The following is a 26366-nucleotide window of genomic DNA, read 5'->3' on the forward strand; positions in this document are numbered from 1 at the left end:
GCGATGGACGACGGTCTGCGTTTCGCAATCCGTGAAGGCGGCCGTACCGTTGGCGCGGGCGTTGTTGCTAAAGTTCTGGGCTAATTAATTATCCCTGAAATAAAAAGGACGCTCCGGCGTCCTTTTTTGTTTTCTGCCGTTGGGGCATTGTCATAAAAATTCGCATTTTTTGCTTTCTCCCGCCACGTATTCCGACGCCCGCGCTATTGTAATCATAACCATTCTCACTTACACTTTGCGCATATTTTGAACGGGAGTCTTTATGTACGTTTGTTTATGTAATGGTGTAAGCGACAAAAAAATTCGTCAGGCCGTTCGCCAGTTTCAACCACAATCTTTCCAGCAGCTTCGCAAGTTTGTTCCGGTGGGAAATCAATGCGGTAAATGCGTTCGCGCAGCGCGTGAGATCATGCAGGACGAACTGATGCAGATCCCGGAATTCAAAGAGATCGCGTAAGCCTCTATCTTTTTTTTGACATCCCCGTAGCCCGATCTACGCTTCAATGAGTGGAAGCGGAGGGACTATATAATGAAAGGTGATGTTAAAATCATAAGTTATCTCAATAAATTATTGGGAAATGAGCTTGTCGCAATCAATCAGTATTTTCTCCATGCAAGAATGTTTAAAAACTGGGGACTGACTCGCCTCAACGATGTTGAATACCATGAGTCCATTGATGAAATGAAACACGCCGATAAATACATTGAGCGTATTTTATTCCTCGAAGGCATTCCTAACCTACAGGATCTCGGAAAACTGGGCATCGGAGAAGATGTCGAAGAGATGCTGCGTTCTGATCTCCGGCTGGAGCTGGAGGGTGCAAAAGATCTGCGTGAAGCCATTGCCTATGCGGACAGCGTACATGACTACGTCAGCCGCGATATGATGATCCAGATCCTGGCCGATGAAGAAGGGCACATCGACTGGCTTGAGACCGAACTGGATCTCATTAGCAAAATTGGCCTACAGAACTACCTTCAGTCTCAGATCAAAGTGGAAAGTTAATCAGGCTTTCCCAGCCAACGCATAAACCCGCTGCCGCCAGAAATGGCCCAAAAGGCAGTGGGTTTTTTAATGCCTGCTTATCAGGGGTAAACAACGAGAAAGCAACCACATACAGCAGAGCCATTAACGCGGCCACTAATGCAAGTATTGGTAGTACACACCAGCCATGCCATGCCCCCAGCGCCGCCAGATATTTTATGTCGCCATATCCCATCCCTTCACGTCGGCAGATGAGACGGTATCCCCAATAGATAATGGCGAATCCGGCGTATCCTGCCATCGCACCCACTACCGCGCTCGGCAAAAAATCAGGATGGAGACAAAGCTGGTAGAGCAGGCCCGTCCATAGCAGCGGGCAAAGAAATTTATCGGGAAGAAGCCCCGTGCGAATATCGGTGCGAACAAGCAAGGCCGATAACGCAAAATAGATCAGCAGAAAGGGGAGGGACAGTAGCATAGCGAGAGCCTCAAAATGGTTTGAGCGCATACTCGTAATAATCTGCATGCCCGGCAATGTGTAAAAACAGCAATTGCGTAGCGGCTTCAGACAAAGAGTTGAGAAGGGATACTTTGCATAAAAATTGCGCGGCCTTACGTATAGTACGTCTTTGGCGCTTAATTTCTAAACGGCACTTGCGTCTTTCTCTGATTTACGTATAATGCGCGGGCTTGTCGTAATTGACGGCGGGTTCAATCTGAACCAGAGTAGCTCACTTTGTTACTCAACAATGCTCCCAATTGGGGAGCTACGTAAGAACGGTTACACTCTCCCATCAATCGTAATGGGTTTGAGGAGTAATCATTTTCGTTTATAAAATAATTGGAGCTCTGGTCTCATGCAGAACCAAAGAATCCGTATCCGCCTTAAAGCGTTTGATCATCGTCTGATCGATCAATCAACCGCGGAAATCGTCGAGACTGCTAAGCGCACTGGTGCGCAAGTCCGTGGTCCGATCCCGCTGCCGACCCGCAAAGAGCGCTTTACCGTTCTGATCTCTCCGCACGTTAACAAAGATGCGCGTGATCAGTACGAAATCCGCACTCACAAGCGTCTGGTTGACATCGTTGAGCCAACTGAGAAAACCGTTGATGCTCTGATGCGTCTGGATCTGGCTGCCGGTGTAGACGTGCAGATCAGCCTGGGTTAATCAGGTCATCGAGCGATTGAGAGGTTGAAACAATGATTGGTTTAGTCGGTAAAAAAGTGGGTATGACCCGCATCTTCACTGAAGATGGCGTTTCTATCCCAGTAACCGTAATCGAAGTTGAAGCAAACCGCGTTACTCAGGTTAAAGATCTGGCTAACGATGGCTACCGCGCTATTCAGGTTACCACTGGTGCTAAAAAAGCTAACCGTGTAACCAAACCAGAAGCGGGTCACTTCGCTAAAGCTGGCGTTGAAGCTGGCCGTGGTCTGTGGGAATTCCGTCTTGCTGAAGGCGAAGAGTTCACCGTAGGTCAGGACATTAGCGTTGAGCTGTTTGCTGACGTTAAAAAAGTTGACGTAACCGGTACCTCTAAAGGTAAAGGTTTTGCTGGTACCGTTAAGCGCTGGAACTTCCGTACCCAGGACGCTACTCACGGTAACTCCTTGTCTCACCGCGTTCCGGGTTCTATCGGTCAGAACCAGACTCCGGGCAAAGTGTTCAAAGGCAAGAAAATGGCAGGTCAGCTGGGCAACGAACGTGTAACCGTTCAGAGCCTGGACGTAGTACGTGTTGACGCTGAGCGCAACCTGCTGCTGGTTAAAGGTGCGGTCCCGGGTGCAACCGGTAGCGACCTGATCGTTAAACCAGCTGTGAAGGCGTAAGGGGATAGCAATGGAATTAGTATTGAAAGACGCGCAGAGCGCGCTGACTGTTTCCGAAACTACCTTCGGTCGTGATTTCAACGAAGCGCTGGTTCACCAGGTTGTTGTTGCTTATGCAGCTGGTGCTCGTCAGGGTACTCGTGCTCAGAAGACTCGTGCTGAAGTAACTGGTTCAGGCAAAAAGCCATGGCGCCAGAAAGGTACCGGCCGTGCGCGTTCAGGTTCTATCAAGAGCCCGATCTGGCGTTCAGGTGGCGTGACCTTCGCTGCGCGTCCACAGGACCACAGTCAAAAAGTTAACAAAAAGATGTACCGCGGCGCGCTGAAAAGCATTCTGTCCGAACTGGTACGTCAGGATCGTCTGATCGTTGTCGAGAAGTTCTCTGTTGAAGCGCCTAAAACTAAGCTGCTGGCACAGAAACTGAAAGACATGGCTCTGGAAGATGTGCTGATCATCACCGGTGAGCTGGACGAGAACCTGTTCCTGGCCGCGCGTAACCTGCACAAGGTTGACGTACGCGACGCGACTGGTATCGACCCGGTTAGCCTGATCGCCTTCGACAAAGTCGTAATGACTGCTGATGCTGTTAAGCAAGTTGAGGAGATGCTGGCATGATTCGTGAAGAACGTCTGCTGAAGGTGCTGCGCGCACCGCACGTTTCTGAAAAAGCGTCTACTGCGATGGAAAAAACAAACACCATCGTTCTCAAAGTTGCTAAAGACGCGACCAAAGCAGAGATCAAAGCTGCTGTGCAGAAACTGTTTGAAGTCGAAGTCGAAGTCGTTAACACCCTGGTAGTTAAAGGGAAAGTTAAACGTCACGGACAGCGTATCGGTCGTCGTAGCGACTGGAAAAAAGCTTACGTCACCCTGAAAGAAGGCCAGAACCTGGACTTCGTTGGCGGCGCTGAGTAAGTCGGAGGAGTAATACAATGGCAGTTGTTAAATGTAAACCGACATCTCCGGGTCGTCGCCACGTAGTTAAAGTGGTTAACCCTGAGCTGCACAAGGGCAAACCTTTTGCTCCGTTGCTGGAAAAAAACAGCAAATCCGGTGGTCGTAACAACAATGGCCGTATCACCACTCGTCACATCGGTGGTGGCCACAAGCAGGCTTATCGTATTGTTGACTTCAAACGCAACAAAGACGGTATCCCAGCAGTTGTTGAGCGTCTTGAGTACGATCCGAACCGTTCCGCGAACATCGCGCTGGTTCTGTACAAAGATGGCGAACGCCGTTACATCCTGGCCCCTAAAGGCCTGAAAGCTGGCGACCAGATTCAGTCTGGCGTTGATGCTGCAATCAAAGCAGGCAACACCCTGCCGATGCGCAATATCCCGGTTGGTTCTACCGTTCATAACGTAGAAATGAAACCAGGTAAAGGCGGTCAGCTGGCGCGTTCCGCGGGTACTTACGTTCAGATCGTTGCGCGTGACGGTGCTTATGTCACCCTGCGTCTGCGTTCTGGTGAAATGCGTAAAGTCGAAGCAGACTGCCGCGCTACTCTGGGCGAAGTTGGCAATGCTGAGCATATGCTGCGCGTTCTGGGTAAAGCTGGTGCTGCACGCTGGCGTGGTGTTCGTCCTACCGTTCGCGGTACTGCGATGAACCCAGTCGACCACCCACATGGTGGTGGTGAAGGTCGTAACTTTGGTAAGCACCCGGTAACTCCGTGGGGCGTTCAGACCAAAGGTAAGAAGACCCGCAGCAACAAGCGTACTGATAAATTTATCGTACGTCGCCGTAGCAAATAATTTTAGAGGATAAGCCATGCCACGTTCTCTCAAGAAAGGTCCTTTTATTGACCTGCACTTGCTGAAGAAGGTAGAGAAAGCGGTGGAAAGCGGAGACAAGAAGCCCCTGCGCACTTGGTCCCGTCGTTCAACGATCTTTCCTAACATGATCGGTTTGACCATCGCTGTCCATAATGGTCGTCAGCACGTTCCAGTCTTTGTTACCGACGAAATGGTTGGTCACAAACTGGGTGAATTCGCACCGACTCGTACTTATCGCGGCCACGCTGCTGATAAAAAAGCGAAGAAGAAATAAGGTAGGAGGAAGAGATGGAAACTTTAGCTCAACATCGCCATGCTCGTTCTTCTGCACAGAAGGTTCGCCTTGTTGCTGACCTGATTCGCGGTAAGAAAGTGTCGCAGGCCCTGGACATCCTGACCTATACCAACAAGAAAGCTGCGGTATTGGTCAAGAAAGTACTGGAATCTGCCATTGCTAACGCTGAACACAACGATGGCGCTGACATCGACGATCTGAAAGTCGCGAAAATTTTCGTAGATGAAGGCCCAAGCATGAAGCGCATTATGCCGCGTGCGAAAGGTCGTGCAGATCGCATCCTGAAGCGCACCAGCCACATTACTGTGGTTGTGTCCGATCGCTGAGACTCTGGAGACTAGCAATGGGTCAGAAAGTACATCCTAATGGTATTCGCCTGGGTATTGTAAAACCATGGAACTCTACCTGGTTTGCGAACACCAAAGAATTCGCTGACAACCTGGACAGCGATTTTAAAGTACGTCAGTACCTGACTAAGGAACTGGCTAAAGCGTCTGTATCTCGTATCGTTATCGAGCGTCCAGCTAAGAGCATCCGTGTGACTATTCACACTGCTCGCCCTGGCATCGTTATCGGTAAGAAAGGCGAAGACGTAGAAAAACTGCGCAAGGTCGTAGCGGATATCGCTGGCGTTCCTGCACAGATCAATATCGCTGAAGTTCGTAAGCCTGAACTGGACGCTAAATTGGTTGCTGACAGCATCACTTCTCAGCTGGAACGTCGCGTTATGTTCCGTCGTGCTATGAAGCGTGCTGTACAGAACGCAATGCGTCTGGGCGCTAAAGGTATCAAAGTTGAAGTTAGCGGCCGTCTGGGCGGCGCGGAAATCGCACGTACCGAATGGTACCGCGAAGGTCGCGTACCGCTGCACACTCTGCGTGCTGACATCGACTACAACACCTCTGAAGCGCACACCACTTACGGTGTAATCGGCGTTAAGGTATGGATCTTCAAAGGTGAGATCCTGGGTGGTATGGCTGCTGTTGAACAACCGGAAAAACCGGCTGCTCAACCTAAAAAGCAGCAGCGTAAAGGCCGTAAATAAGGAGCGTCGCTGATGTTACAACCAAAGCGTACAAAATTCCGTAAAGTGCACAAAGGCCGCAACCGTGGTCTGGCGCAGGGTACGGATGTTAGCTTCGGCACTTTCGGTCTGAAAGCTGTTGGCCGTGGTCGTCTGACTGCACGTCAGATCGAAGCAGCACGTCGTGCAATGACCCGTGCAGTTAAGCGTCAAGGTAAGATCTGGATCCGTGTATTCCCGGACAAACCGATCACCGAGAAGCCACTGGAAGTTCGTATGGGTAAAGGTAAAGGTAACGTGGAGTACTGGGTTGCCTTGATCCAACCGGGCAAAGTCCTTTATGAAATGGACGGTGTTCCGGAAGAGCTGGCCCGTGAAGCCTTCGGCCTGGCAGCAGCGAAACTGCCTATCAAAACCACCTTTGTAACTAAGACGGTGATGTAATGAAAGCAAAAGAGCTGCGTGAAAAAAGCGTTGAAGAGCTGAACGCTGAGCTGCTGAACCTGCTGCGTGAGCAGTTCAACCTGCGTATGCAGGCTGCAAGTGGCCAGCTGCAACAGACTCACCTGCTGAAGCAAGTGCGTCGCAATGTTGCGCGCGTTAAGACTTTACTGACTCAGAAGGCGGGTGCGTAATGACCGATAAAATCCGTACTCTGCAAGGTCGTGTTGTTAGCGATAAAATGGAGAAATCCATTGTTGTAGCTATCGAACGTTTTGTGAAACACCCGATCTACGGTAAATTCATCAAGCGTACGACCAAACTGCACGTACATGACGAGAACAACGAATGTGGTATCGGCGACAAGGTTGAAATCCGTGAATGCCGTCCACTGTCCAAGACTAAGTCCTGGACGCTGGTTCGCGTTGTAGAGAAAGCGGTTCTGTAATAGAGTACGCATTCTCAATACGAATAAACGGCTCAGCGATGAGCCGTTTATTTTTTCTACCCATATTGCAGAAGCGGTGTTATAATGCCGCGCCCTCGATATGGGGCTTTTTAACGGCTCTGATTTTAGAGTCTCAGGTAGTAGTTGACATTAGCGGAGCACTAAAATGATCCAAGAACAGACTATGCTGAACGTCGCCGACAACTCCGGTGCACGTCGCGTAATGTGTATCAAGGTTCTGGGTGGCTCGCACCGTCGCTACGCAGGCGTAGGCGACATCATCAAGATCACCATCAAGGAAGCAATTCCACGTGGTAAGGTCAAAAAAGGTGATGTGCTGAAGGCGGTAGTGGTGCGCACCAAGAAGGGTGTTCGTCGCCCTGACGGTTCTGTCATTCGCTTCGATGGTAATGCATGCGTTATTTTAAACAATAACAGCGAGCAGCCTATCGGCACGCGTATCTTTGGGCCGGTAACTCGTGAACTTCGTACTGAGAAGTTCATGAAAATTATCTCTCTGGCACCAGAAGTACTCTAAGGAGCGAATCATGGCAGCGAAAATCCGTCGTGATGACGAAGTTATCGTGTTAACCGGTAAAGATAAAGGTAAACGCGGTAAAGTAAAAAATGTTCTGTCTTCCGGCAAACTTGTCGTTGAAGGTATTAACCTGGTTAAGAAACATCAGAAGCCGGTTCCGGCCCTGAACCAACCAGGCGGCATCGTTGAAAAAGAAGCTGCTATTCAGGTTTCTAACGTTGCAATCTTCAATGCGGCTACCGGTAAGGCTGACCGTGTAGGCTTTAGATTCGAAGACGGTAAAAAAGTCCGTTTCTTCAAATCTAACAGCGAAACTATCAAGTAATTTGGAGTAGTACGATGGCGAAACTGCATGATTACTACAAAGACGAAGTAGTTAACAAACTCATGACTGAGTTTAACTACAATTCTGTCATGCAAGTCCCTCGGGTCGAGAAGATCACCCTGAACATGGGTGTTGGTGAAGCGATCGCTGACAAGAAACTGCTGGATAACGCAGCAGCTGACCTGACAGCAATCTCCGGTCAAAAACCGCTGATCACCAAAGCACGCAAATCTGTTGCAGGCTTCAAAATCCGTCAGGGCTATCCGATCGGCTGTAAAGTAACTCTGCGTGGCGAACGCATGTGGGAGTTCCTTGAGCGCCTGATCACTATTGCTGTTCCACGTATCCGTGACTTCCGTGGCTTGTCCGCTAAGTCTTTCGACGGTCGTGGTAACTACAGCATGGGTGTCCGTGAGCAGATCATCTTCCCAGAAATCGACTACGATAAAGTCGACCGCGTGCGTGGTTTGGATATTACCATTACCACTACTGCGAAATCTGATGAAGAAGGCCGTGCTCTGCTGGCTGCCTTTGACTTCCCGTTCCGCAAGTAAGGTAGGGTTACTGAATGGCTAAGCAATCAATGAAAGCACGCGAAGTAAAGCGCGTAGCTTTAGCTGATAAATTCTTCGCTAAACGCGCTGAACTGAAAGCGATCATTTCTGATGTGAACGCTTCCGACGAAGATCGTTGGAATGCGGTTCTCAAGCTGCAGTCTCTGCCGCGTGATTCCAGCCCGTCTCGTCAGCGTAACCGCTGTCGTCAAACAGGTCGTCCACATGGTTATGTGGGCAAGTTTGGGTTGAGCCGTATCAAACTGCGTGAAGCCGCCATGCGCGGTGAAGTGCCAGGCTTGAAAAAGGCTAGCTGGTAATTACCAATTGAATCACGGGAGTAAAGACAGATGAGCATGCAAGATCCGATCGCGGATATGCTGACCCGTATCCGTAACGGTCAGGCCGCGAACAAAGTTGCGGTCACCATGCCTTCCGCCAAGCTGAAAGTGGCAATTGCCAACGTGCTGAAGGAAGAAGGTTTTATCGAAGATTTTAAAGTTGAAGGCGACACCAAGCCGGAACTGGAACTTACTCTCAAGTATTTCCAGGGTAAAGCTGTTGTAGAAAGCATTCAGCGTGTCAGCCGCCCAGGCCTGCGCATCTATAAGAAAAAAGATGAGCTGCCAAAAGTAATGGCTGGTCTTGGTATCGCAGTTGTTTCTACCTCTAAAGGTGTTATGACTGATCGTGCAGCGCGCCAGGCTGGTCTTGGTGGCGAAATTATCTGCTACGTAGCCTAATCGGAGGAAAGAATGTCTCGTGTTGCTAAAGCACCGGTCGTTATTCCTGCCGGCGTTGATGTAAAAATCGACGGTCAGGTTATTACGATCAAAGGTAAAAACGGCGAGCTGACTCGTACCCTCAACAATGCTGTTGAAGTTAAACATGCAGATAACGCTCTGACCTTCGGTCCACGTGATGGTTTCGTGGATGGATGGGCTCAGGCTGGTACCGCGCGTGCCCTGCTGAACTCAATGGTTGTTGGTGTTACCGAAGGCTTCACTAAAAAGCTTCAGCTGGTTGGTGTAGGTTATCGTGCAGCTATCAAAGGGAATGCAGTAGGCCTGTCTCTGGGCTTCTCACACCCTGTTGAGCATCCGCTGCCGGCCGGTATCACTGCAGAATGCCCGACTCAGACTGAAATCGTGCTGAAAGGCGCTGATAAACAGCTGATCGGTCAGGTTGCAGCAGATCTGCGCGCCTACCGTCGTCCTGAGCCTTATAAAGGCAAGGGTGTTCGTTACGCCGACGAAGTCGTGCGTACCAAAGAGGCTAAGAAGAAGTAAGGTAACACTATGGATAAGAAATCTGCTCGTATCCGTCGTGCGACCCGCGCACGCCGCAAGCTCAAAGAGCTGGGTGCAACTCGCCTGGTGGTACATCGTACCCCGCGTCATATTTACGCACAGGTAATTGCACCGAACGGTTCTGAAGTTCTGGTAGCTGCTTCTACTGTAGAAAAAGCTATCTCAGAACAATTGAAGTATACCGGTAACAAAGACGCCGCAGCAGCTGTAGGTAAAGCTGTCGCTGAACGCGCTCTGGAAAAAGGCATCAGCAATGTTTCCTTTGACCGTTCCGGGTTCCAATATCATGGTCGTGTCCAGGCACTGGCAGATGCTGCCCGTGAAGCTGGCCTTCAGTTCTAAGGTAGAGGTGTAAGATGGCTCACATCGAAAAACAGGCTGGCGAACTGCAGGAAAAGCTGATCGCGGTAAACCGCGTATCTAAAACCGTTAAAGGTGGTCGTATTTTCTCCTTCACAGCTCTGACTGTAGTGGGTGATGGTAACGGTCGCGTTGGTTTTGGTTACGGTAAAGCGCGTGAAGTTCCAGCAGCGATCCAGAAAGCGATGGAAAAAGCCCGTCGCAATATGATTAACGTCGCGCTGAACAACGGTACCCTGCAACACCCAGTTAAAGGTGTTCACACGGGTTCTCGTGTATTCATGCAGCCAGCTTCCGAAGGTACCGGTATCATCGCCGGTGGTGCAATGCGCGCCGTTCTGGAAGTTGCTGGAGTTCATAACGTTCTGGCTAAAGCATATGGTTCCACCAACCCGATCAACGTGGTTCGTGCAACTATTGATGGCCTGGAAAATATGAATTCTCCAGAAATGGTCGCTGCCAAGCGTGGTAAATCCGTTGAAGAAATTCTGGGGTAATTGACCATGGCAAAGACTATTAAAATCACTCAAACCCGCAGTGCAATCGGTCGTCTGCCGAAACACAAGGCAACGCTGCTTGGCCTGGGTCTGCGTCGTATTGGTCATACCGTTGAGCGCGAGGATACTCCTGCTGTTCGTGGTATGGTCAACGCGGTTTACTTCATGGTTAAAGTTGAGGAGTAAGAGATGCGTTTAAATACTCTGTCTCCGGCCGAAGGCTCTAAAAAGGCGGGTAAACGCCTGGGTCGTGGTATCGGTTCTGGCCTCGGCAAAACCGGTGGTCGTGGTCACAAAGGTCAGAACTCTCGTTCTGGCGGTGGCGTACGTCGCGGTTTCGAGGGTGGCCAGATGCCACTGTACCGTCGTCTGCCGAAGTTCGGCTTCACCTCTCGCAAAGCAGCGATCACAGCGGAAATCCGTCTGTCTGACCTGGCGAAAGTTGAAGGCGGCGTTGTAGACCTGAACACGCTGAAAGCGGCTAACATTATCGGTATCCAGATCGAGTTCGCGAAAGTGATCCTGGCTGGTGAAGTTTCTACTCCGGTAACTGTTCGTGGCCTGCGTGTTACTAAAGGTGCTCGTGCTGCTATCGAAGCTGCTGGCGGTAAAATTGAGGAATAAGTAGCAGATGGCTAAGCAACCGGGATTAGATTTTCAAAGTGCCAAAGGTGGATTTGGCGAGCTGAAACGCAGACTGCTGTTTGTAATCGGCGCGCTGATTGTGTTCCGTATTGGCTCTTTTATTCCGATCCCTGGTATTGATGCCGCTGTACTTGCCAAACTGCTTGAGCAACAGCGAGGCACCATCATTGAAATGTTCAACATGTTCTCTGGTGGTGCTCTCAGCCGTGCTTCTATTTTCGCACTGGGTATTATGCCGTACATTTCGGCATCGATTATTATCCAGCTGCTGACGGTCGTTCATCCGGCCCTGGCAGAGTTGAAGAAAGAAGGGGAGTCTGGACGTCGTAAGATTAGCCAGTACACCCGTTACGGCACTCTGGTGCTGGCAATATTCCAGTCGATCGGTATTGCTACCGGTCTTCCGAATATGCCTGGTATGCAAGGTCTGGTATTAAACCCAGGCTTTGCATTCTATTTCACCGCTGTTGTAAGTCTGGTCACAGGGACCATGTTCCTGATGTGGCTCGGCGAACAGATTACTGAACGAGGTATCGGTAACGGTATCTCAATCATTATCTTCGCCGGTATCGTTGCGGGTCTCCCGCCGGCCATCGCCCATACTATCGAGCAAGCGCGTCAAGGCGACCTGCACTTCCTCCTGTTGCTGTTGGTTGCAGTATTAGTATTTGCAGTGACGTTCTTTGTTGTCTTCGTTGAACGTGGTCAACGCCGCATTGTGGTGAACTACGCTAAACGTCAGCAGGGTCGTCGTGTCTATGCTGCACAGAGCACACATTTACCGCTGAAAGTGAATATGGCGGGGGTTATCCCGGCTATCTTCGCTTCCAGTATTATTCTGTTCCCGGCAACCATCGCGTCATGGTTCGGGGGCGGTACTGGTTGGAACTGGCTGACAACAATTTCGCTGTATTTGCAGCCTGGGCAACCACTTTATGTGTTACTCTATGCGTCTGCGATCATCTTCTTCTGTTTCTTCTACACGGCGTTGGTCTTCAACCCGCGTGAAACAGCAGATAACCTGAAGAAGTCCGGTGCATTTGTACCAGGAATTCGTCCGGGAGAGCAAACGGCGAAGTATATCGATAAAGTAATGACTCGCCTGACTTTGGTTGGTGCGCTTTATATTACTTTTATCTGCCTGATCCCGGAGTTCATGCGTGATGCAATGAAAGTACCGTTCTACTTCGGTGGGACCTCACTGCTTATCGTTGTGGTCGTGATTATGGACTTTATGGCTCAAGTGCAAACTCTGATGATGTCCAGTCAGTATGAGTCTGCATTGAAGAAGGCGAACCTGAAAGGCTACGGCCGCTAACTGGTCGCCTGAGAAGTTACGGAGAGTAAAAATGAAAGTTCGTGCTTCCGTCAAGAAATTATGCCGTAACTGCAAAATCGTTAAGCGTGATGGTGTCATCCGTGTGATTTGCAGTGCCGAGCCGAAGCATAAACAGCGCCAAGGCTGATTATTTCGCATATTTTTCTTGCAAAGTTGGGTTGAGCTGGCTAGATTAGCCAGCCAATCTTTTGTATGTCTGTACGTTTCCATTTGAGTATCCTGAAAACGGGCTTTTCAGCATGGTGCGTACATATTAAATAGTAGGAGTGCATAGTGGCCCGTATAGCAGGCATTAACATTCCTGATCAGAAACATGCTGTGATCGCATTAACTTCGATCTATGGCGTCGGCAAGACCCGTTCTAAAGCCATTCTGGCTGCAGCGGGTATCGCTGAAGATGTTAAGATCAGTGAGCTGTCTGAAGAACAAATCGACACGCTGCGTGACGAAGTTGCCAAATTTGTCGTTGAAGGTGATCTGCGCCGTGAAATCAGCATGAGCATCAAGCGCCTGATGGATCTTGGTTGCTATCGCGGTTTGCGTCATCGTCGTGGTCTGCCAGTGCGCGGTCAGCGTACTAAGACCAACGCACGTACCCGTAAGGGTCCGCGCAAACCGATCAAGAAATAATCGGGGTGATTGAATAATGGCAAAGGCACCAGTTCGTGCACGTAAACGTGTAAGAAAACAAGTCTCTGACGGCGTGGCTCATATCCATGCTTCTTTCAACAACACCATCGTTACTATTACTGATCGTCAGGGTAACGCATTGGGTTGGGCAACAGCCGGTGGTTCCGGTTTCCGTGGTTCTCGCAAATCCACTCCGTTCGCAGCTCAGGTTGCAGCAGAGCGTTGCGCTGAAGCCGTAAAAGAATACGGCATCAAGAATCTGGAAGTTATGGTTAAAGGTCCGGGTCCGGGTCGTGAATCTACTGTTCGCGCTCTGAACGCCGCTGGTTTCCGCATCACGAATATTACTGATGTGACTCCGATCCCTCATAACGGTTGTCGTCCGCCGAAAAAACGTCGCGTATAACGCTCGTTTTTTAGGTTAGTTGGAGATAGAAAATGGCAAGATATTTGGGTCCTAAGCTCAAGCTGAGCCGTCGTGAGGGCACCGACTTATTCCTTAAGTCTGGCGTTCGCGCGATCGATACCAAGTGTAAAATTGAACAAGCTCCTGGCCAGCACGGTGCGCGTAAACCGCGTCTGTCTGACTATGGTGTGCAGTTGCGTGAAAAGCAAAAAGTTCGCCGTATCTACGGTGTGCTGGAGCGTCAGTTCCGTAACTACTATAAAGAAGCAGCACGTCTGAAAGGCAACACAGGTGAAAACCTGCTGGCTCTGCTGGAAGGTCGTCTGGACAACGTTGTATACCGTATGGGCTTCGGCGCGACTCGTGCTGAATCACGCCAGCTGGTTAGCCATAAAGCAATCATGGTAAACGGTCGTGTTGTTAACATCGCTTCTTATCAGGTTAAAGCGAATGACGTTGTTAGCATTCGTGAGAAAGCGAAAAAGCAATCTCGCGTGAAAGCCGCTCTGGAGCTGGCTGAGCAGCGTGAAAAGCCAACCTGGCTGGAAGTTGATGCTGGCAAGATGGAAGGTACGTTCAAGCGTCAGCCAGAACGTTCTGATCTGTCTGCGGACATTAACGAACACCTGATCGTCGAGCTTTACTCCAAGTAAAGCTTAGTACCAAAGAGAGGACACAATGCAGGGTTCTGTGACAGAGTTTCTAAAACCGCGCCTGGTAGATATCGAGCAAGTGAGTTCGACGCACGCCAAGGTGACCCTTGAGCCTTTAGAGCGTGGCTTTGGCCATACTCTGGGTAACGCACTGCGCCGTATTCTGCTCTCATCGATGCCGGGTTGCGCGGTGACCGAGGTTGAGATTGATGGTGTACTTCATGAGTACAGCACCAAAGAAGGCGTTCAGGAAGATATCCTTGAAATCCTGCTCAACCTGAAAGGGCTGGCGGTGAGAGTTCAGGGTAAAGATGAAGTTATTCTTACTCTGAATAAATCTGGCATTGGCCCTGTGACTGCAGCCGACATCACCCACGACGGTGATGTTGAAATCGTCAAGCCGCAGCACGTGATCTGCCACCTGACCGATGAGAACGCAGCTATTAGCATGCGTATCAAAGTTCAGCGCGGTCGTGGTTATGTGCCGGCTTCTGCCCGAATTCATTCGGAAGAAGATGAGCGCCCAATCGGCCGTCTGCTGGTCGACGCATGTTACAGCCCTGTAGAGCGTATTGCCTACAATGTTGAAGCAGCGCGTGTAGAACAGCGTACCGACCTGGACAAGCTGGTCATCGAAATGGAAACCAATGGCACAATCGATCCTGAAGAGGCGATTCGTCGTGCGGCAACCATCCTGGCAGAACAACTGGAAGCTTTCGTTGACTTACGTGATGTACGTCAGCCGGAAGTGAAAGAAGAGAAACCAGAATTCGATCCGATCCTGCTGCGCCCTGTTGACGATCTGGAATTGACTGTCCGCTCTGCTAACTGCCTCAAGGCAGAAGCTATCCACTATATCGGTGATCTGGTACAGCGTACCGAGGTTGAGTTGCTGAAAACGCCGAACCTGGGTAAAAAATCTCTTACCGAGATTAAAGACGTGCTGGCTTCACGTGGTCTGTCTCTGGGCATGCGCCTGGAAAACTGGCCACCAGCAAGCATTGCTGACGAGTAACCGGATCACAGGTTAAGGTTTTACTGAGAAGGATAAGGTCATGCGCCATCGTAAGAGTGGTCGTCAACTGAACCGCAACAGCAGCCATCGCCAGGCTATGTTCCGCAACATGGCAGGTTCACTGGTTCGTCATGAAATCATCAAGACGACCCTGCCTAAAGCGAAAGAGCTGCGTCGCGTAGTTGAGCCGCTGATTACTCTTGCCAAGACTGACAGCGTTGCTAATCGTCGTCTGGCATTCGCCCGTACTCGTGATAACGAGATCGTGGCAAAACTGTTTAACGAACTGGGCCCGCGTTTCGCGAGCCGTGCCGGTGGTTACACTCGCATTCTGAAGTGTGGCTTCCGTGCAGGCGACAACGCGCCGATGGCTTACATCGAGCTGGTTGATCGTTCAGAGAAAGCAGAAGCTGCTGCAGAGTAATCTGTAGTAACGTAAAAAAACCCGCCTCGGCGGGTTTTTTTATATCCGCAGAATCTCCACTTATCTACAATGTCTGTATCTTTTCTGCTCACCCCCTGGAGTTCATTATGTGGTTGCTCGATCAGTGGGCTGAACGCCATATTTGCGATGCCCAAAACAAAGGCGAGTTCGAAAATCTTCCCGGCAGCGGTGAGCCGCTGATTCTGGACGATGATTCACATATTCCCCCTGAATTACGGGCCGGTTATCGCTTACTGAAAAACGCAGGTTGTTTACCGCCTGAACTTCAGCAACGCAATGAAGCCGTCGAGCTTGCCGATCTGCTTAAAGGCATTCATAAGAATGACCCGCGGTACTCCGAAATCAGTCGTCGGTTGGCGCTCATCGAGCTAAAACTGCGCCAGACGGGAATGAATACTGACTTTTTGCATGGTGAGTACAGTGAAAGGTTAATGCAAAAAATAAACGAGGAGTAGCCATGTACCGCATAGGTGAACTTGCGAAGCTTGCTAACGTAACGCCGGATACTATCCGCTACTACGAAAAGCAGCAGATGATCGATCATGAGGTCAGAACGGAAGGTGGATTTCGCCTTTATACGGATAACGACCTGCAACGCCTTCGTTTTATCCGCTATGCACGGCAACTCGGTTTCACGCTGGAGTCGATCCGTGAACTGCTGTCGATCCGTATCGATCCTGAACATCATACGTGTCAGGAATCTAAAAGCATCGTTCAGGCCCGGCTGGATGAAGTTGAAGGGCGCATTCAGGAGCTGCAAGCCATGCAGCGATCTCTGCAAAGGTTAAATGACGCGTGCTGCGGTACCGCTCATAGCAGTGTTTATTGCTCAATACTGGAAGCTCTTGAACAGGGCGCCAGTAGTGAAACTCAGGGTTGTTGATTTTTTATCAGCCAGGGACTAGACTCCCGCCGACATTAACTATGCTCAGGAGAAATGATGAGCCGCTATCAGCATACGAAGGGACAAATTAAGGATAACGCCATTGAGGCATTGCTTCACGACCCGCTTTTCAGACAGCGTGTTGAGAAGAACAAGAAAGGAAAAGGGAGTTATTTACGTAAAGGTAAACATGCACAACGGGGTAACTGGGAGGCCAGTGGCAAGCAAGCTAATCGCTTTTTTACCACTGGCCTTTCTGTTTCTGTCGCCTGATTACACGCGGTTGTTCTGCTCTTTTAACAGATCGCGAATTTCAGTCAGTAAGACTTCTTCTTTAGTTGGTGCTGGCGGGGCAGCGGCCGGTTCTTCTTTTTTACGGTTAAGTCTGTTGATAAGTTTGATCGCCATGAAAATGGCAAATGCCACGATTACGAAATCAAATACGTTCTGAATGAATACGCCATAGTGCATTACAACCGCAGGGATATCGCCCTGAGCCTCCCGAAGGGTGAAGGCGAACTGTTTGAAATCAATGCCTCCAATCAACAGTCCTAACGGCGGCATAATAATGTCGGCGACTAATGATGAAACGATCTTACCGAACGCCGCACCAATAATGACACCCACAGCCAAATCCACCACATTCCCGCGCATCGCAAATTCGCGAAACTCTTTAATAAAACTCATTATGTTCTCCTTGTGCCAGCTGACGCCTATAAGTTTAACAAATGATTAGCTAATTGCCATTGGGGATAAATAATCGTTATGAAAAATAAAAGGCATGAAAATTAGAAGGTTAATATTTGGGTGCTCTCGTCTGAGCACCCAAATCATTACAGGAAGAACGGGCTTGGCTGGAATAAACGCTCGACGTCGGTAATAAATTTTTTATCGGTCAGGAACATAATAACGTGGTCACCCTGCTCAATACGTAAATTATCATTGGCGATCATGACATCGTTACCTCGTACTACGGCGCCGATAATGGTGCCTGGTGGAAGTTTAATTTCGTCGATCGCGCGACCAACAACGCGCGACGTCGTTTCATCCCCATGAGCGACGGCTTCAATGGCTTCAGCAACACCACGACGAAGAGACGACACGCCGACAATATCCGCTTTACGTACATGGCTTAGCAGGGCAGAAATGGTGGCTTGCTGAGGTGAAATAGCAATATCAATTACGCTACCCTGTACCAGGTCGACATAAGCCTTACGCTGGATAAGCACCATTACTTTTTTCGCCCCCATACGTTTAGCGAGCATGGCGGACATAATATTCGCTTCGTCGTCGTTGGTGACGGCAATAAAAAGATCAACCTGATCGATATGCTCTTCGGCCAGCAATTCCTGATCCGAAGCATCGCCATAAAACACGATAGTATTCTGAAGCTTTTCAGCCAGCTCCGACGCGCGCTGTTGATCTCGTTCGATCAGCTTCACGCTGTAGTCTTTTTCCAGCCGTCTCGCCAGACCTGCGCCAATATTACCGCCGCCAACCAGCATAATACGTTTATATGGTTTTTCGAGACGCTGAAGTTCACTCATCACCGCACGGATATGCTGAGAAGCCGCAATAAAGAAGACTTCATCCCCGGCTTCGACAATGGTGGATCCTTGCGGACGAATAGGTCTGTCGTGACGGAAAATCGCCGCAACACGCGTATCGATATGTGGCATATGCTCGCGCATTGTCGACAGGGCATTACCAATCAGCGGGCCGCCGTAATAAGCCTTCACAACCGCCAGGCTTACTTTTCCTTCCGCAAAGTTCACAACCTGCAACGCGCCCGGGTACTCAATCAGACGATAAATACTGTCGATAACCAGCTGTTCAGGGGCAATAAGATGGTCGATAGGTACTGCTTCGGAATTAAACAGCTTTTCCGCATCCCGGACATAGTCCGGGGAGCGAATGCGGGCGATGCGGTTCGGTGTGTTGAAAAGCGAGTAGGCCACCTGACATGCAACCATGTTGGTTTCATCTGAACTGGTTACTGCAACCAGCATGTCGGCATCGTCTGCGCCCGCCTCCCGAAGCACACGTGGGTGAGAGCCGTGCCCCTGTACAACACGAAGATCAAACTTGTCCTGCAAAACGTGCAGGCGATCGCCATTGGTATCCACAATGGTGATATCGTTGTTTTCGCCCACGAGATTTTCCGCCAGCGTTCCGCCAACTTGCCCTGCGCCCAGAATGATAATTTTCATCTTTCGTGACCTGTTCTCAACATCACTCTTTGATTAGCTTAGCGTAAAAGAAACCATCACCCTCTTCTGCGCCCGGCAGGTTTTGCAGACCCGGGTGCTCAGGTGTTCCCGTATCATGCAGCGTAGCGTCCGGGGTGCGTTTCAGGAAAGCCGCAATTTGCTGACTGTTCTCTTCCGGAAGAACAGAGCAGGTTGCATACACCAGGGTTCCGCCGGGTTTGAGATGCGGCCAGATGGCATCCAGAATTTCGGATTGCAACTGGGCAAGCTCCTTGATATCACGATCGCGACGCAGCCATTTGATATCGGGATGACGACGAATCACGCCGGTTGCAGAGCAAGGGGCGTCCAGCAAAATACGATCGAACCGGGTATCACCACACCAGTCTGCGGGTTTACGTCCATCGCCTTGCTTAACCTGTGCTTTCATACCCAGACGCTTGAGGTTGTCATAGACGCGTGAAAGACGCTGCTCATCAACATCCACGGCCATCACGCTGGCCTGCGGCGCCACTTCCAGAATATGCGTTGTTTTCCCCCCTGGCGCTGCACAGAGATCAAGGATCTGCTCCCCGTCTTTCGGTTCAAGCCAGGTCATGCAGCCCTGAGCGGATGCGTCCTGTACCGTTACCCAGCCCTCTTCAAAACCGGGTAATGCATGTACCGGTGCAGGGGAGGCTAAACGAACCGCATCAGGATAAGCAGCGTGTGTGAAGCCGCTCATTCCGGCCTCTTCCAGCAGGGCCAGCCATGCGTCGCGGGTATGATGGTTACGATTGACGCGTAACCACATCGGCGGACGTTGGTTATTGGCATCCACAATGTCTTGCCATTGCTGTGGGTAGGCTTTTTTAAGGCGATTCAGCAGCCATTCAGGGTGCAGGAAGCGCGATTCGCTTTGCGCAAATTCTGCCAGCAGTTCGTCCTGCTGACGCTGGAACTGACGCAGCACGCCGTTAATCAATCCTTTCAGCTGGGGACGTTTAATCGAAACGGCACCCTCCACTGTCTCAGCCAGCGCAGCATGAGGTGGAATGCGGGTATGAAGAAGCTGGTAGAAACCGACCATGATCAAATAATGCACGGTACGCTGCTTGCCGCTCATCGGGCGTGACATCAGCTTATTAATTAACCATTCAAGCTGAGAGAGGGTGCGCAGCACGCCAAAGCACAGCTCCTGAAGCAGTGCTTTGTCTTTATCGGAAACCTTTTGTTGCAGTGGAGGCAGGACATTACTCAGTGACTGGCCCTGCTCGATAACCTGCTCAACGGCCTGAGCCGCCATAGTGCGTAGATTTTGTCTTTTCATAACCGTAAAAATAAAAATGCCCGGAAACACCGGGCCTTAAGAGTAAATTTGTTCAGGCAAGGCGATTGCCAGGGATGAACCATTCACGACGGGAATTTAATAGATCCTGCGCGCTCATTGCCTTTTTACCGGCCGGTTGCAGCGATTCAAGATTCAGGATCCCTTCTCCGGTCGCAACCTGGATACCGTTTTTGCTGGCGTCGATAATCGTACCGGGCTCTGCCGAAGTATTGCCGTTAATAACTGAAGCTTTCCAGACTTTCACTGGCTGCTCATCAATCATCAACCAGCTCATCGGCCATGGATTAAAGGCGCGGATACAGCGTTCGAGTTGAGCTGCTGACAGGGACCAGTCGATCCGGGCTTCTTCTTTACTCAGTTTTTCAGCATAGGTCACCTGTGCCTCATCCTGCACTTCAGGTGTCGCTGTATTGTCAGCAAGCTGTTGCAACGTCTCAATCAGCCCCTGCGGACCGAGATCCGCCAGCTTGTCATACAGCGTGGCGCTGGTATCTTCTGCGGTAATGGGACACGCCAGTTTATACAGCATGTCGCCCGTGTCTAAACCTACGTCCATCTTCATGATTGTCACGCCAGTTTCAGCATCGCCTGCCCACAGAGCGCGCTGAATAGGGGCTGCACCACGCCAGCGTGGGAGCAAGGAACCATGAACGTTAACACAGCCCAGGCGGGGCATATCGAGTACCGCTTTCGGCAGAATGAGGCCGTAAGCCACAACTACCATCACGTCAGCGTTCAGGTCTGCCACTAACTGCTGGTTTTCCTGAGGTCGTAATGATGCAGGCTGGAAAACCGGCAAACCATGCGTTTCTGCCAGCACTTTAACCGGGCCAGGCATCAATTTTTTACCGCGGCCAGCCGGACGATCAGGCTGAGTAAATACGCCAACAATCTGATGACCAGACGATAGCAGCGCGTCGAGATGACGCGCCGCAAAATCAGGGGTACCCGCGAAGATTATACGTAGTGATGTAGACACGTTATTCCTTGTATCCGGGGGGGCGTTAAGCGCGAGAACGTAAACGATCCAGTTTCTCAACTTTCTGACGAATACGCTGTTGCTTCAGCGGTGAGAGGTAATCGATAAACAGCTTACCGACCAGGTGATCCATCTCATGCTGAATGCAAATCGCCAGCAGATCGTCGGCTTCCAGCTCAAACGGATTGCCGTCACGATCCAGTGCGCGGATTTTAACTTTTTCGGCACGTGGCACCAAAGCGCGCTGTTCAGGGATAGACAGACAGCCTTCCTCAATACCTGTTTCGCCGCTTTTTTCCAGCATCTCAGGGTTGATCAGCACCAGGCGCTCATCACGATTTTCAGAAACGTCGATCACAATAATACGTTTGTGAATGTCTACCTGGGTCGCGGCAAGGCCAATGCCTTCTTCAGCGTACATGGTATCGAACATATCATCGACGATACGCTGAATTTCTGCATTCACTTCTTTAACCGGTTCCGCGACGATGCGAAGGCGCTCGTCAGGAATATGTAACACTTGCAAAACTGCCATAAATTTCCAGAGTCGTGTTCAGGAGTTGATAAGAATATTACTTCTATTCTAGACAAATCCCCGGTCGATTGACAGCATCAGTGACCAATCGCAAAGATTGCTGAGGCTGCTTATGGCAGGGAAAAGGATGACGTCCACAGAGATATGGTTACGGCTTATAAACATCGGGTCGTTATACGGTGACGCGATGCTGGAGATTGCGCAGAGGCTGCTTCGCCAGGCAACCGTCGATGCTGAAGCTGTCAACGCGTCAGGGCTTTCGCCCAAACATGCCGTAAAGTTTTTTTCGTTCAGTGAGAGTGAGCTTGAACGTAGTCTGGAATGGCTGGAACACACCGACAACCACCTTCTCACAGCGGATGATCCTCGCTTTCCGCCATTGTTACGTTCTATACCTGATTTTCCCGGGGCGCTATTTGTGCGAGGCCGCGTTGACGTGCTTAATAGCATGCAGCTTGCGGTTGTGGGCAGCCGTGCGCCCTCGTGGTATGGCGAGCGGTGGGGGAAAATGCTGAGTGAACAGCTATCCCAATGTGGCTTTACGATCACCAGTGGCCTGGCTTGCGGCATCGATGGTGTGGCACATCATGCGGCGTTGTCAGCAAAAGGGCGAAGTGTCGCCGTGCTTGGCAATGGTCTTTTTAGTCTCTATCCGCGTCGTCATCACATTCTGGCTGAGCAACTTATCGCTTCAGAGGGGGCGATAGTATCTGAGTTTTCACTTTCGACATCGCCCAGACCGGGTAACTTTCCACGGCGTAACCGGATCATCAGTGGGTTAAGCCAGGGCGTGCTGGTGGTCGAAGCTGCGATTCGGAGTGGATCGCTGGTTACCGCAAGGTGCGCACTGGAGCAGGGGCGTGAAGTTTTTGCGCTACCCGGCCCGTTGGGGAACCCTGGCTGCGAAGGCCCTCACTGGCTGATAAAACAGGGGGCGACGCTGGTGACCTGTAAAGAGGATATCCTGGAAAATTTGCAATATGGTTTGCATTGGTTGCAGGATGATCTCCAAAAGCGACATATTTCATCGGATCAGGAGGCAGTAGCATTGCCATTTCCCAAGCTCCTGGCTAACGTAGGAGATGAGGTAACACCTGTTGACGTTGTCGCTGAACGTGCCGGCCAACCTGTGCCAGTAACGGTAGCACAGCTACTCGAACTGGAGTTAGCAGGGTGGATCGCAGCTGTACCCGGCGGCTATGTCCGATTAAGGAGGGCATGCCATGTTCGACGTACTGATGTATTTGTTTGAGACTTACATCCACAACGAAGCAGAAATGCAGGTGGATCAGGACAAATTAACACGGGATCTGACCGACGCAGGTTTTGAGCGGGAAGATATTTATAATGCGTTGATGTGGCTGGATAAGTTGGCTGATTATCAGGACGGCCTCGCCGAACCGATGCAGCTTGCTTCTGACCCATTGTCTGTGCGCATCTATACAGCTGAAGAGTGTGAAAGGCTGGATGCCAGCTGCCGGGGATTCATTTTATTCCTCGAGCAGATTCAGGTGCTAAACCTCGAAACGAGAGAGATGGTGATAGAGCGCGTCATGGCGCTGGATACTGCTGAATTTGAACTGGAAGATCTCAAATGGGTGATCCTGATGGTTCTATTCAACATCCCAGGCTGTGAAAATGCCTATCAGCAAATGGAAGAATTACTCTTTGAAGTGAATGAAGGTATGCTGCATTAATTCTATGTGCAGCAACAAGAGTTGTTATGGCCAAATCAGCACTCTTCACGGTGCATAAAAACGAGCCCTGCCCACAGTGTGGGGCTGAACTTGTTATTCGGTCCGGGAAACACGGTCCGTTTCTCGGTTGTTCACACTATCCGGAATGTGATTATGTCCGTCCCCTGAAAAGCCAGGCGGACGGACATATCGTCAAAATTCTGGAGGGACAGCTTTGTCCACTCTGTGGCGGCGAACTGGCGCTGCGGCAGGGGCGGTTCGGGATGTTTATCGGATGCAGCCGCTATCCGGAATGTGAACATACGGAACAAATTGATAAACCAGATGAAACGGCAATTGCCTGCCCTCAGTGCCAGCGTGGTCAATTGGTGCAGCGCCGCTCTCGTTATGGCAAGACCTTCCATTCGTGCGATCGCTATCCTGAATGTCAGTTCGTTATCAATTTCAAACCAGTAGCGGGCGTCTGCCCTCATTGCGATTATCCGTTACTTAGAGAAAAGAAAACCGCGCAAGGCTTGAAACGCTTTTGCGCCAGTAAACAATGTGGAAAGCCGGTTTCGGCGGATCAAATCAGTGAATAATAACCTGCCATCAGGCTCCATCGCGCAGGCGGTGGAAATCCTGAAAAAAGAAGAAGTCATCGCCTATCCAACAGAAGCCGTTTTCGGGGTCGGGTGCGATCCTGACAGCGAAGTCGCCGTTAACCGTCTGCTGGCGCTAAAACAGCGGCCTGTCGAAAAAGGATTGATTTTGATCGCTGCGAACTACGAGCAGCTTAAGCCTTATATTGATGATTCCATGCTGACGCCTGCACAGCGGGAAACCATTTTCTCTGCGTGGCCTGGTCCCGTGACGTTTGTTTTCCCTGCACAACCGACAACGCCGCGCTGGTTAACCGGGCGTTTCGATTCACTCGCGGTACGCGTTACCGACCATCCCTTGGTGGTGGAGTTATGCCAGGCATTTGGTAAACCCCTGGTTTCAACCAGCGCCAACCTGACCGGGCTTCCCCCTTGTCGGACAACAGAAGAAGTTCTGGCGCAGTTCGGGAATGATTTCCCTGTAGCCGTGGGTGAAACCGGTGGTCGTCTTAACCCGTCAGAAATTCGCGATGCCTTGACCGGCGAACGTTTTCGCCAGGGATAATGTTATGGAAACCTATGCTGCTTTTGGTAACCCGATCGCCCACAGCAAGTCGCCTCTGATCCATCAGCTGTTTGCAGAGCAATTGCAGATAGATCACCCGTATGGTCGGGTTCTTGCGCCTGTTGATGCATTTATACCGACGCTGAATAGCTTTTTTGATGCGGGTGGTAAAGGTGCGAACGTCACGGTGCCTTTTAAAGAAGAGGCTTTCGGGCGTGCGGATGAGCTGACCGAGCGTGCCTCGCTCGCTGGTGCCGTCAATACCCTTAAGCGGCTTGAAGATGGTCGCCTTCTTGGCGATAACACCGATGGCATAGGTTTACTCAGCGATCTGGAGCGATTGTCGTTTATTAAACCAGGCTTTCGGATCCTGCTGATCGGCGCGGGTGGCGCGTCGCGCGGCGTATTGCTTCCTCTTCTTTCGCTGGATTGTGCGGTGACAATCACCAACCGTACCTTCTCCAGAGCAGAAGAGCTGGCGGCGTTGTTCGCACACACAGGCAGCGTAACTGCGGTAGCACTTGACGATCTCGCGAGCCACGAATTTGATCTTGTGATTAATGCCACCTCAAGCGGTATTAATGGAGAGATCCCGGCGATTCCGGCATCCCTGGTTCATTCCCAAATCTACGCCTATGACATGTTTTATCAAAAAGGGAAAACGCCATTCCTGGCCTGGTGCGAACAACAGGGGGCAAAACACGTGGCTGATGGTCTGGGCATGCTGGTGGGGCAGGCGGCTCATGCGGTGCTACTCTGGCATGGCGTGTTACCTGCTGTAGAACCAGTGATCGAAAAGCTGAAACAGGAACTGATGGCATGAATCAGGCGATTCATTTTCCCGACAGAGAAATCTGGGATGAAAATAAGCAAGCGGTTTGTTTCCCGGTGCTGGTGCATGGAATGCAGCTCACCTGTGCGATTAAAGGGGAGACGTTGCATCAGCGCTTTGGTGGTTCAGATCCGTTAGCGGTCTTTTGCGAAAATCGCTGGGATCTGGAAGAGGAAGCCAGCGATTTGATCCGCGATCAGCAGGAAGACGATCAGGGTTGGGTCTGGTTATCCTGATCCAGATAGTCATTCTTCCATTTAACGTAATTGTTCGCTGAGTATTTCAATCCTTCGATCTCCGCCTCTTTTAGGGGGCGGATCTGTTTAACCGGACTGCCTAAATAGAGATAGCCACTTTCCAGACGTTTGTTTTGCGGAACAAGGCTTCCTGCGCCAATCATTACGTCATCTTCTACTATGACGCCATCCAGCAAAATCGATCCCATCCCAACGAGCACCCGGTTACCGATTGTGCAGCCGTGGAGCATCACTTTATGACCAACGGTGACATCTTCCCCAATGACGAGCGGATTGCCCTCAGGGTTATAAGATGACTTATGAGTCACATGCAGCACGCTGCCGTCCTGAATATTGGTGCGTGCACCGATCGCAACGTAGTTAACATCGCCCCGGATCGCGACGAGTGGCCAGATGCTGACATCCTCGGCCATGCGAACATCACCAATGACCACGCTGCTGGTATCGATCATCACGCGATCGCCTATTTGGGGGAACAGATCTTTATAAGGACGTAATACTGCAAACATATCTACCTCGATACAGATGAGCGCTATTAAAGAAGACTTTGATCGTATTCCTGGATCGAGGCAAGGCAAAATGCGTCAATTTTTAAGCGGATCGGGTGGGTTTTCAGCGAAAAGAACGGAAAATCATCAGTTGGAAAAAAAGATCTAAAAAATACTTGTGCTAAAAACTGGGATCCCTATAATGCGCCTCCATCGACACGGCGGATGTGAATCACTTCACAGATAACCCGGTCGGTTGAAGAGAAAAAATCCTGAAATAACGGGTTGACTCTGAAAGAGGAAAGCGTAATATACGCCACCTCGCGACAGAGCGCTGAAGCGCGTCGCAACTGCTCTTTAACAATTTATCAGACAATCTGTGTGGGCACTCAAAGTGACATGGATTCTTAATGTCTTCGGACACTAAATGAATACCAAGTCTCAACGAGTGAACACGTAATTCATTACGAAGTTTAATTCATTGAGCATCAAA

47 protein-coding genes are annotated in these 26366 nt (G+C 50.5%); 40 read left to right on the forward strand and 7 right to left on the reverse strand.

All coding sequences use genetic code 11. The features are described from left to right. Positions 1-3 precede the first annotated feature (3 nt). From H2Z33_RS23585 to bfr, 3 genes are all read left to right on the forward strand, one after another. A complete protein-coding gene (locus tag H2Z33_RS23585; RefSeq protein WP_000340867.1) occupies positions 4-84 on the forward strand; it encodes a hypothetical protein in 81 nt (26 codons plus the stop codon). 178 nt (positions 85-262) lie between these two features. Beyond that, positions 263-457 carry a bacterioferritin-associated ferredoxin gene (gene bfd / locus H2Z33_RS10300; protein WP_003863268.1) on the forward strand — a complete coding sequence of 65 codons (195 nt, stop codon included), beginning with the start codon at positions 263-265 and terminating at the stop codon, positions 455-457. 72 nt (positions 458-529) lie between these two features. After that, positions 530-1006 carry a bacterioferritin gene (gene bfr / locus H2Z33_RS10305; RefSeq protein ID WP_003863270.1) on the forward strand — a complete coding sequence of 159 codons (477 nt, stop codon included), beginning with the start codon at positions 530-532 and terminating at the stop codon, positions 1004-1006. On the opposite strand, the gene H2Z33_RS10310 is transcribed toward bfr, so the two are convergent. Continuing rightward, positions 990-1463 carry a prepilin peptidase gene (locus H2Z33_RS10310; protein ID WP_063135484.1) on the reverse strand — a complete coding sequence of 158 codons (474 nt, stop codon included), beginning with the start codon at positions 1461-1463 and terminating at the stop codon, positions 990-992. The two genes, bfr and H2Z33_RS10310, sit on opposite strands and share 17 nt — an antisense overlap. A 379-nt stretch (positions 1464-1842) precedes the next feature. Here H2Z33_RS10310 and rpsJ point away from each other — a divergent pair, with 379 nt between their 5' ends. The 31 genes from rpsJ to H2Z33_RS10465 all read left to right on the forward strand — a co-directional run bounded on the left by rpsJ (position 1843) and on the right by H2Z33_RS10465 (position 16672). Continuing rightward, positions 1843-2154: a 30S ribosomal protein S10 gene (rpsJ, locus tag H2Z33_RS10315; protein WP_001181005.1), complete on the forward strand. Its 312-nt coding sequence runs from the start codon at positions 1843-1845 to the stop codon at positions 2152-2154. A gap of 32 nt (positions 2155-2186) precedes the next feature. Next, positions 2187-2816 (forward strand): 50S ribosomal protein L3, encoded by a 630-nt coding sequence (rplC, locus tag H2Z33_RS10320; RefSeq protein ID WP_003863274.1) that lies wholly within the window; start codon positions 2187-2189, stop codon positions 2814-2816. 10 nt (positions 2817-2826) lie between these two features. After that, positions 2827-3432, forward strand: a complete 606-nt coding sequence (gene rplD / locus H2Z33_RS10325; protein ID WP_000424395.1) for a 50S ribosomal protein L4 — start codon at positions 2827-2829, stop codon at positions 3430-3432. Beyond that, positions 3429-3731, forward strand: a complete 303-nt coding sequence (gene rplW, locus H2Z33_RS10330) for a 50S ribosomal protein L23 (RefSeq protein ID WP_000617546.1) — start codon at positions 3429-3431, stop codon at positions 3729-3731. Before rplD ends, rplW begins: the two co-directional genes overlap by 4 nt. Positions 3732-3748: 17 nt before the next feature. Next, positions 3749-4570 carry a 50S ribosomal protein L2 gene (gene rplB, locus H2Z33_RS10335; protein ID WP_000301859.1) on the forward strand — a complete coding sequence of 274 codons (822 nt, stop codon included), beginning with the start codon at positions 3749-3751 and terminating at the stop codon, positions 4568-4570. Positions 4571-4586: 16 nt separating this feature from the next. Beyond that, positions 4587-4865 (forward strand): 30S ribosomal protein S19, encoded by a 279-nt coding sequence (rpsS, locus tag H2Z33_RS10340; RefSeq protein WP_001138117.1) that lies wholly within the window; start codon positions 4587-4589, stop codon positions 4863-4865. A gap of 14 nt (positions 4866-4879) precedes the next feature. Next, entirely contained in the window at positions 4880-5212 is a 333-nt protein-coding gene (rplV, locus tag H2Z33_RS10345; protein ID WP_002919773.1) for a 50S ribosomal protein L22, read from the forward strand. A gap of 17 nt (positions 5213-5229) precedes the next feature. Continuing rightward, a complete protein-coding gene (gene rpsC / locus H2Z33_RS10350) occupies positions 5230-5931 on the forward strand; it encodes a 30S ribosomal protein S3 (RefSeq protein ID WP_000529945.1) in 702 nt (233 codons plus the stop codon). A 12-nt stretch (positions 5932-5943) separates the two neighbouring features. Further along, positions 5944-6354, forward strand: coding sequence for a 50S ribosomal protein L16 (gene rplP, locus H2Z33_RS10355; protein ID WP_002919759.1), 411 nt, complete (start codon positions 5944-5946; stop codon positions 6352-6354). Further along, positions 6354-6545, forward strand: coding sequence for a 50S ribosomal protein L29 (gene rpmC / locus H2Z33_RS10360; RefSeq protein WP_003863282.1), 192 nt, complete (start codon positions 6354-6356; stop codon positions 6543-6545). Before rplP ends, rpmC begins: the two co-directional genes overlap by 1 nt. After that, the gene (gene rpsQ / locus H2Z33_RS10365; protein WP_002438707.1) at positions 6545-6799 is read left to right on the forward strand and encodes a 30S ribosomal protein S17; all 255 of its coding nucleotides are present in this window, start codon (positions 6545-6547) and stop codon (positions 6797-6799) included. The genes rpmC and rpsQ overlap by 1 nt, the downstream gene beginning before the upstream one ends. Positions 6800-6965: 166 nt before the next feature. Then, entirely contained in the window at positions 6966-7337 is a 372-nt protein-coding gene (gene rplN / locus H2Z33_RS10370) for a 50S ribosomal protein L14 (protein ID WP_002919748.1), read from the forward strand. A gap of 10 nt (positions 7338-7347) precedes the next feature. Then, on the forward strand, positions 7348-7662 hold the full coding sequence (gene rplX / locus H2Z33_RS10375) for a 50S ribosomal protein L24 (protein ID WP_003863287.1): 315 nt from the start codon (positions 7348-7350) through the stop codon (positions 7660-7662). Positions 7663-7676: 14 nt separating this feature from the next. Beyond that, positions 7677-8216, forward strand: coding sequence for a 50S ribosomal protein L5 (rplE, locus tag H2Z33_RS10380; RefSeq protein ID WP_003863290.1), 540 nt, complete (start codon positions 7677-7679; stop codon positions 8214-8216). Between the two features lie 14 nt (positions 8217-8230). Further along, on the forward strand, positions 8231-8536 hold the full coding sequence (gene rpsN / locus H2Z33_RS10385; RefSeq protein ID WP_003863291.1) for a 30S ribosomal protein S14: 306 nt from the start codon (positions 8231-8233) through the stop codon (positions 8534-8536). A 30-nt stretch (positions 8537-8566) separates the two neighbouring features. Further along, positions 8567-8959, forward strand: a complete 393-nt coding sequence (gene rpsH / locus H2Z33_RS10390; protein ID WP_006178918.1) for a 30S ribosomal protein S8 — start codon at positions 8567-8569, stop codon at positions 8957-8959. Between the two features lie 12 nt (positions 8960-8971). Beyond that, positions 8972-9505: a 50S ribosomal protein L6 gene (rplF, locus tag H2Z33_RS10395; protein WP_006178917.1), complete on the forward strand. Its 534-nt coding sequence runs from the start codon at positions 8972-8974 to the stop codon at positions 9503-9505. A gap of 9 nt (positions 9506-9514) precedes the next feature. After that, a complete protein-coding gene (gene rplR / locus H2Z33_RS10400) occupies positions 9515-9868 on the forward strand; it encodes a 50S ribosomal protein L18 (RefSeq protein ID WP_003863297.1) in 354 nt (117 codons plus the stop codon). 14 nt (positions 9869-9882) lie between these two features. Next, positions 9883-10383: a 30S ribosomal protein S5 gene (gene rpsE, locus H2Z33_RS10405; protein ID WP_003863299.1), complete on the forward strand. Its 501-nt coding sequence runs from the start codon at positions 9883-9885 to the stop codon at positions 10381-10383. A gap of 6 nt (positions 10384-10389) precedes the next feature. Then, a complete protein-coding gene (gene rpmD, locus H2Z33_RS10410) occupies positions 10390-10569 on the forward strand; it encodes a 50S ribosomal protein L30 (RefSeq protein WP_003863301.1) in 180 nt (59 codons plus the stop codon). A gap of 3 nt (positions 10570-10572) precedes the next feature. Further along, on the forward strand, positions 10573-11007 hold the full coding sequence (gene rplO, locus H2Z33_RS10415; RefSeq protein ID WP_003863304.1) for a 50S ribosomal protein L15: 435 nt from the start codon (positions 10573-10575) through the stop codon (positions 11005-11007). A gap of 7 nt (positions 11008-11014) precedes the next feature. Next, positions 11015-12346 carry a preprotein translocase subunit SecY gene (secY, locus tag H2Z33_RS10420; RefSeq protein ID WP_003863305.1) on the forward strand — a complete coding sequence of 444 codons (1332 nt, stop codon included), beginning with the start codon at positions 11015-11017 and terminating at the stop codon, positions 12344-12346. A gap of 31 nt (positions 12347-12377) precedes the next feature. Next, positions 12378-12494, forward strand: a complete 117-nt coding sequence (gene rpmJ, locus H2Z33_RS10425; RefSeq protein WP_000868187.1) for a 50S ribosomal protein L36 — start codon at positions 12378-12380, stop codon at positions 12492-12494. A gap of 146 nt (positions 12495-12640) precedes the next feature. Further along, positions 12641-12997: a 30S ribosomal protein S13 gene (gene rpsM / locus H2Z33_RS10430; protein WP_003863308.1), complete on the forward strand. Its 357-nt coding sequence runs from the start codon at positions 12641-12643 to the stop codon at positions 12995-12997. 16 nt (positions 12998-13013) lie between these two features. Beyond that, complete coding sequence (rpsK, locus tag H2Z33_RS10435) at positions 13014-13403, forward strand: 30S ribosomal protein S11 (RefSeq protein WP_003863312.1); 390 nt, start codon at positions 13014-13016, stop codon at positions 13401-13403. Between the two features lie 32 nt (positions 13404-13435). Further along, on the forward strand, positions 13436-14056 hold the full coding sequence (gene rpsD, locus H2Z33_RS10440; protein WP_003863314.1) for a 30S ribosomal protein S4: 621 nt from the start codon (positions 13436-13438) through the stop codon (positions 14054-14056). 25 nt (positions 14057-14081) lie between these two features. After that, positions 14082-15071: a DNA-directed RNA polymerase subunit alpha gene (locus H2Z33_RS10445; RefSeq protein ID WP_002919219.1), complete on the forward strand. Its 990-nt coding sequence runs from the start codon at positions 14082-14084 to the stop codon at positions 15069-15071. 40 nt (positions 15072-15111) lie between these two features. Beyond that, the gene (rplQ, locus tag H2Z33_RS10450) at positions 15112-15495 is read left to right on the forward strand and encodes a 50S ribosomal protein L17 (protein WP_001216368.1); all 384 of its coding nucleotides are present in this window, start codon (positions 15112-15114) and stop codon (positions 15493-15495) included. A 107-nt stretch (positions 15496-15602) separates the two neighbouring features. Beyond that, positions 15603-15971: a DUF1992 domain-containing protein gene (locus H2Z33_RS10455; protein ID WP_023295520.1), complete on the forward strand. Its 369-nt coding sequence runs from the start codon at positions 15603-15605 to the stop codon at positions 15969-15971. Between the two features lie 2 nt (positions 15972-15973). Beyond that, positions 15974-16399 carry a Zn(2+)-responsive transcriptional regulator gene (gene zntR, locus H2Z33_RS10460; RefSeq protein WP_003863328.1) on the forward strand — a complete coding sequence of 142 codons (426 nt, stop codon included), beginning with the start codon at positions 15974-15976 and terminating at the stop codon, positions 16397-16399. Positions 16400-16456: 57 nt separating this feature from the next. Further along, positions 16457-16672: an alternative ribosome-rescue factor A gene (locus H2Z33_RS10465; RefSeq protein ID WP_017383729.1), complete on the forward strand. Its 216-nt coding sequence runs from the start codon at positions 16457-16459 to the stop codon at positions 16670-16672. Here the strand turns inward: H2Z33_RS10465 and mscL are convergent, their stop codons facing one another. The 5 genes from mscL to def all read right to left on the reverse strand — a co-directional run bounded on the left by mscL (position 16673) and on the right by def (position 21453). After that, positions 16673-17086, reverse strand: coding sequence for a large-conductance mechanosensitive channel protein MscL (gene mscL / locus H2Z33_RS10470; RefSeq protein WP_003863335.1), 414 nt, complete (start codon positions 17084-17086; stop codon positions 16673-16675). It lies immediately after the preceding gene. Positions 17087-17232: 146 nt separating this feature from the next. Continuing rightward, entirely contained in the window at positions 17233-18609 is a 1377-nt protein-coding gene (gene trkA, locus H2Z33_RS10475; protein WP_063135485.1) for a Trk system potassium transporter TrkA, read from the reverse strand. A 22-nt stretch (positions 18610-18631) separates the two neighbouring features. Beyond that, complete coding sequence (gene rsmB, locus H2Z33_RS10480; protein WP_063135489.1) at positions 18632-19918, reverse strand: 16S rRNA (cytosine(967)-C(5))-methyltransferase RsmB; 1287 nt, start codon at positions 19916-19918, stop codon at positions 18632-18634. Positions 19919-19970: 52 nt separating this feature from the next. Then, positions 19971-20918, reverse strand: coding sequence for a methionyl-tRNA formyltransferase (gene fmt, locus H2Z33_RS10485; RefSeq protein ID WP_017693884.1), 948 nt, complete (start codon positions 20916-20918; stop codon positions 19971-19973). A 25-nt stretch (positions 20919-20943) separates the two neighbouring features. Then, a complete protein-coding gene (def, locus tag H2Z33_RS10490; RefSeq protein ID WP_015571402.1) occupies positions 20944-21453 on the reverse strand; it encodes a peptide deformylase in 510 nt (169 codons plus the stop codon). A 127-nt stretch (positions 21454-21580) separates the two neighbouring features. On the opposite strand from def, the gene dprA reads away from it, so the two are divergent. The 6 genes from dprA to H2Z33_RS10520 are packed head-to-tail and all read left to right on the forward strand — an operon-like array spanning position 21581 to position 25364. Then, positions 21581-22705 (forward strand): DNA-protecting protein DprA, encoded by a 1125-nt coding sequence (gene dprA, locus H2Z33_RS10495; RefSeq protein WP_017693885.1) that lies wholly within the window; start codon positions 21581-21583, stop codon positions 22703-22705. Continuing rightward, positions 22677-23150: a DUF494 family protein Smg gene (smg, locus tag H2Z33_RS10500; RefSeq protein WP_000460665.1), complete on the forward strand. Its 474-nt coding sequence runs from the start codon at positions 22677-22679 to the stop codon at positions 23148-23150. The genes dprA and smg overlap by 29 nt, the downstream gene beginning before the upstream one ends. A gap of 26 nt (positions 23151-23176) precedes the next feature. Continuing rightward, positions 23177-23731: a type I DNA topoisomerase gene (locus H2Z33_RS10505; RefSeq protein ID WP_063135486.1), complete on the forward strand. Its 555-nt coding sequence runs from the start codon at positions 23177-23179 to the stop codon at positions 23729-23731. Next, on the forward strand, positions 23724-24296 hold the full coding sequence (gene tsaC / locus H2Z33_RS10510; protein WP_022649580.1) for an L-threonylcarbamoyladenylate synthase type 1 TsaC: 573 nt from the start codon (positions 23724-23726) through the stop codon (positions 24294-24296). Before H2Z33_RS10505 ends, tsaC begins: the two co-directional genes overlap by 8 nt. A 4-nt stretch (positions 24297-24300) precedes the next feature. Next, positions 24301-25119: a shikimate dehydrogenase gene (gene aroE / locus H2Z33_RS10515; protein WP_063135487.1), complete on the forward strand. Its 819-nt coding sequence runs from the start codon at positions 24301-24303 to the stop codon at positions 25117-25119. Continuing rightward, on the forward strand, positions 25116-25364 hold the full coding sequence (locus tag H2Z33_RS10520) for a DUF1488 domain-containing protein (protein WP_015571398.1): 249 nt from the start codon (positions 25116-25118) through the stop codon (positions 25362-25364). The genes aroE and H2Z33_RS10520 overlap by 4 nt, the downstream gene beginning before the upstream one ends. Here H2Z33_RS10520 and H2Z33_RS10525 read toward each other — a convergent pair. After that, positions 25340-25894 (reverse strand): gamma carbonic anhydrase family protein, encoded by a 555-nt coding sequence (locus H2Z33_RS10525; protein ID WP_063135488.1) that lies wholly within the window; start codon positions 25892-25894, stop codon positions 25340-25342. The two genes, H2Z33_RS10520 and H2Z33_RS10525, sit on opposite strands and share 25 nt — an antisense overlap. Positions 25895-26366 lie beyond the last annotated feature (472 nt).

Source organism: Enterobacter sp. YSU (assembly GCF_016082135.1).
Lineage (GTDB): Bacteria > Pseudomonadota > Gammaproteobacteria > Enterobacterales > Enterobacteriaceae > Enterobacter > Enterobacter hormaechei_C.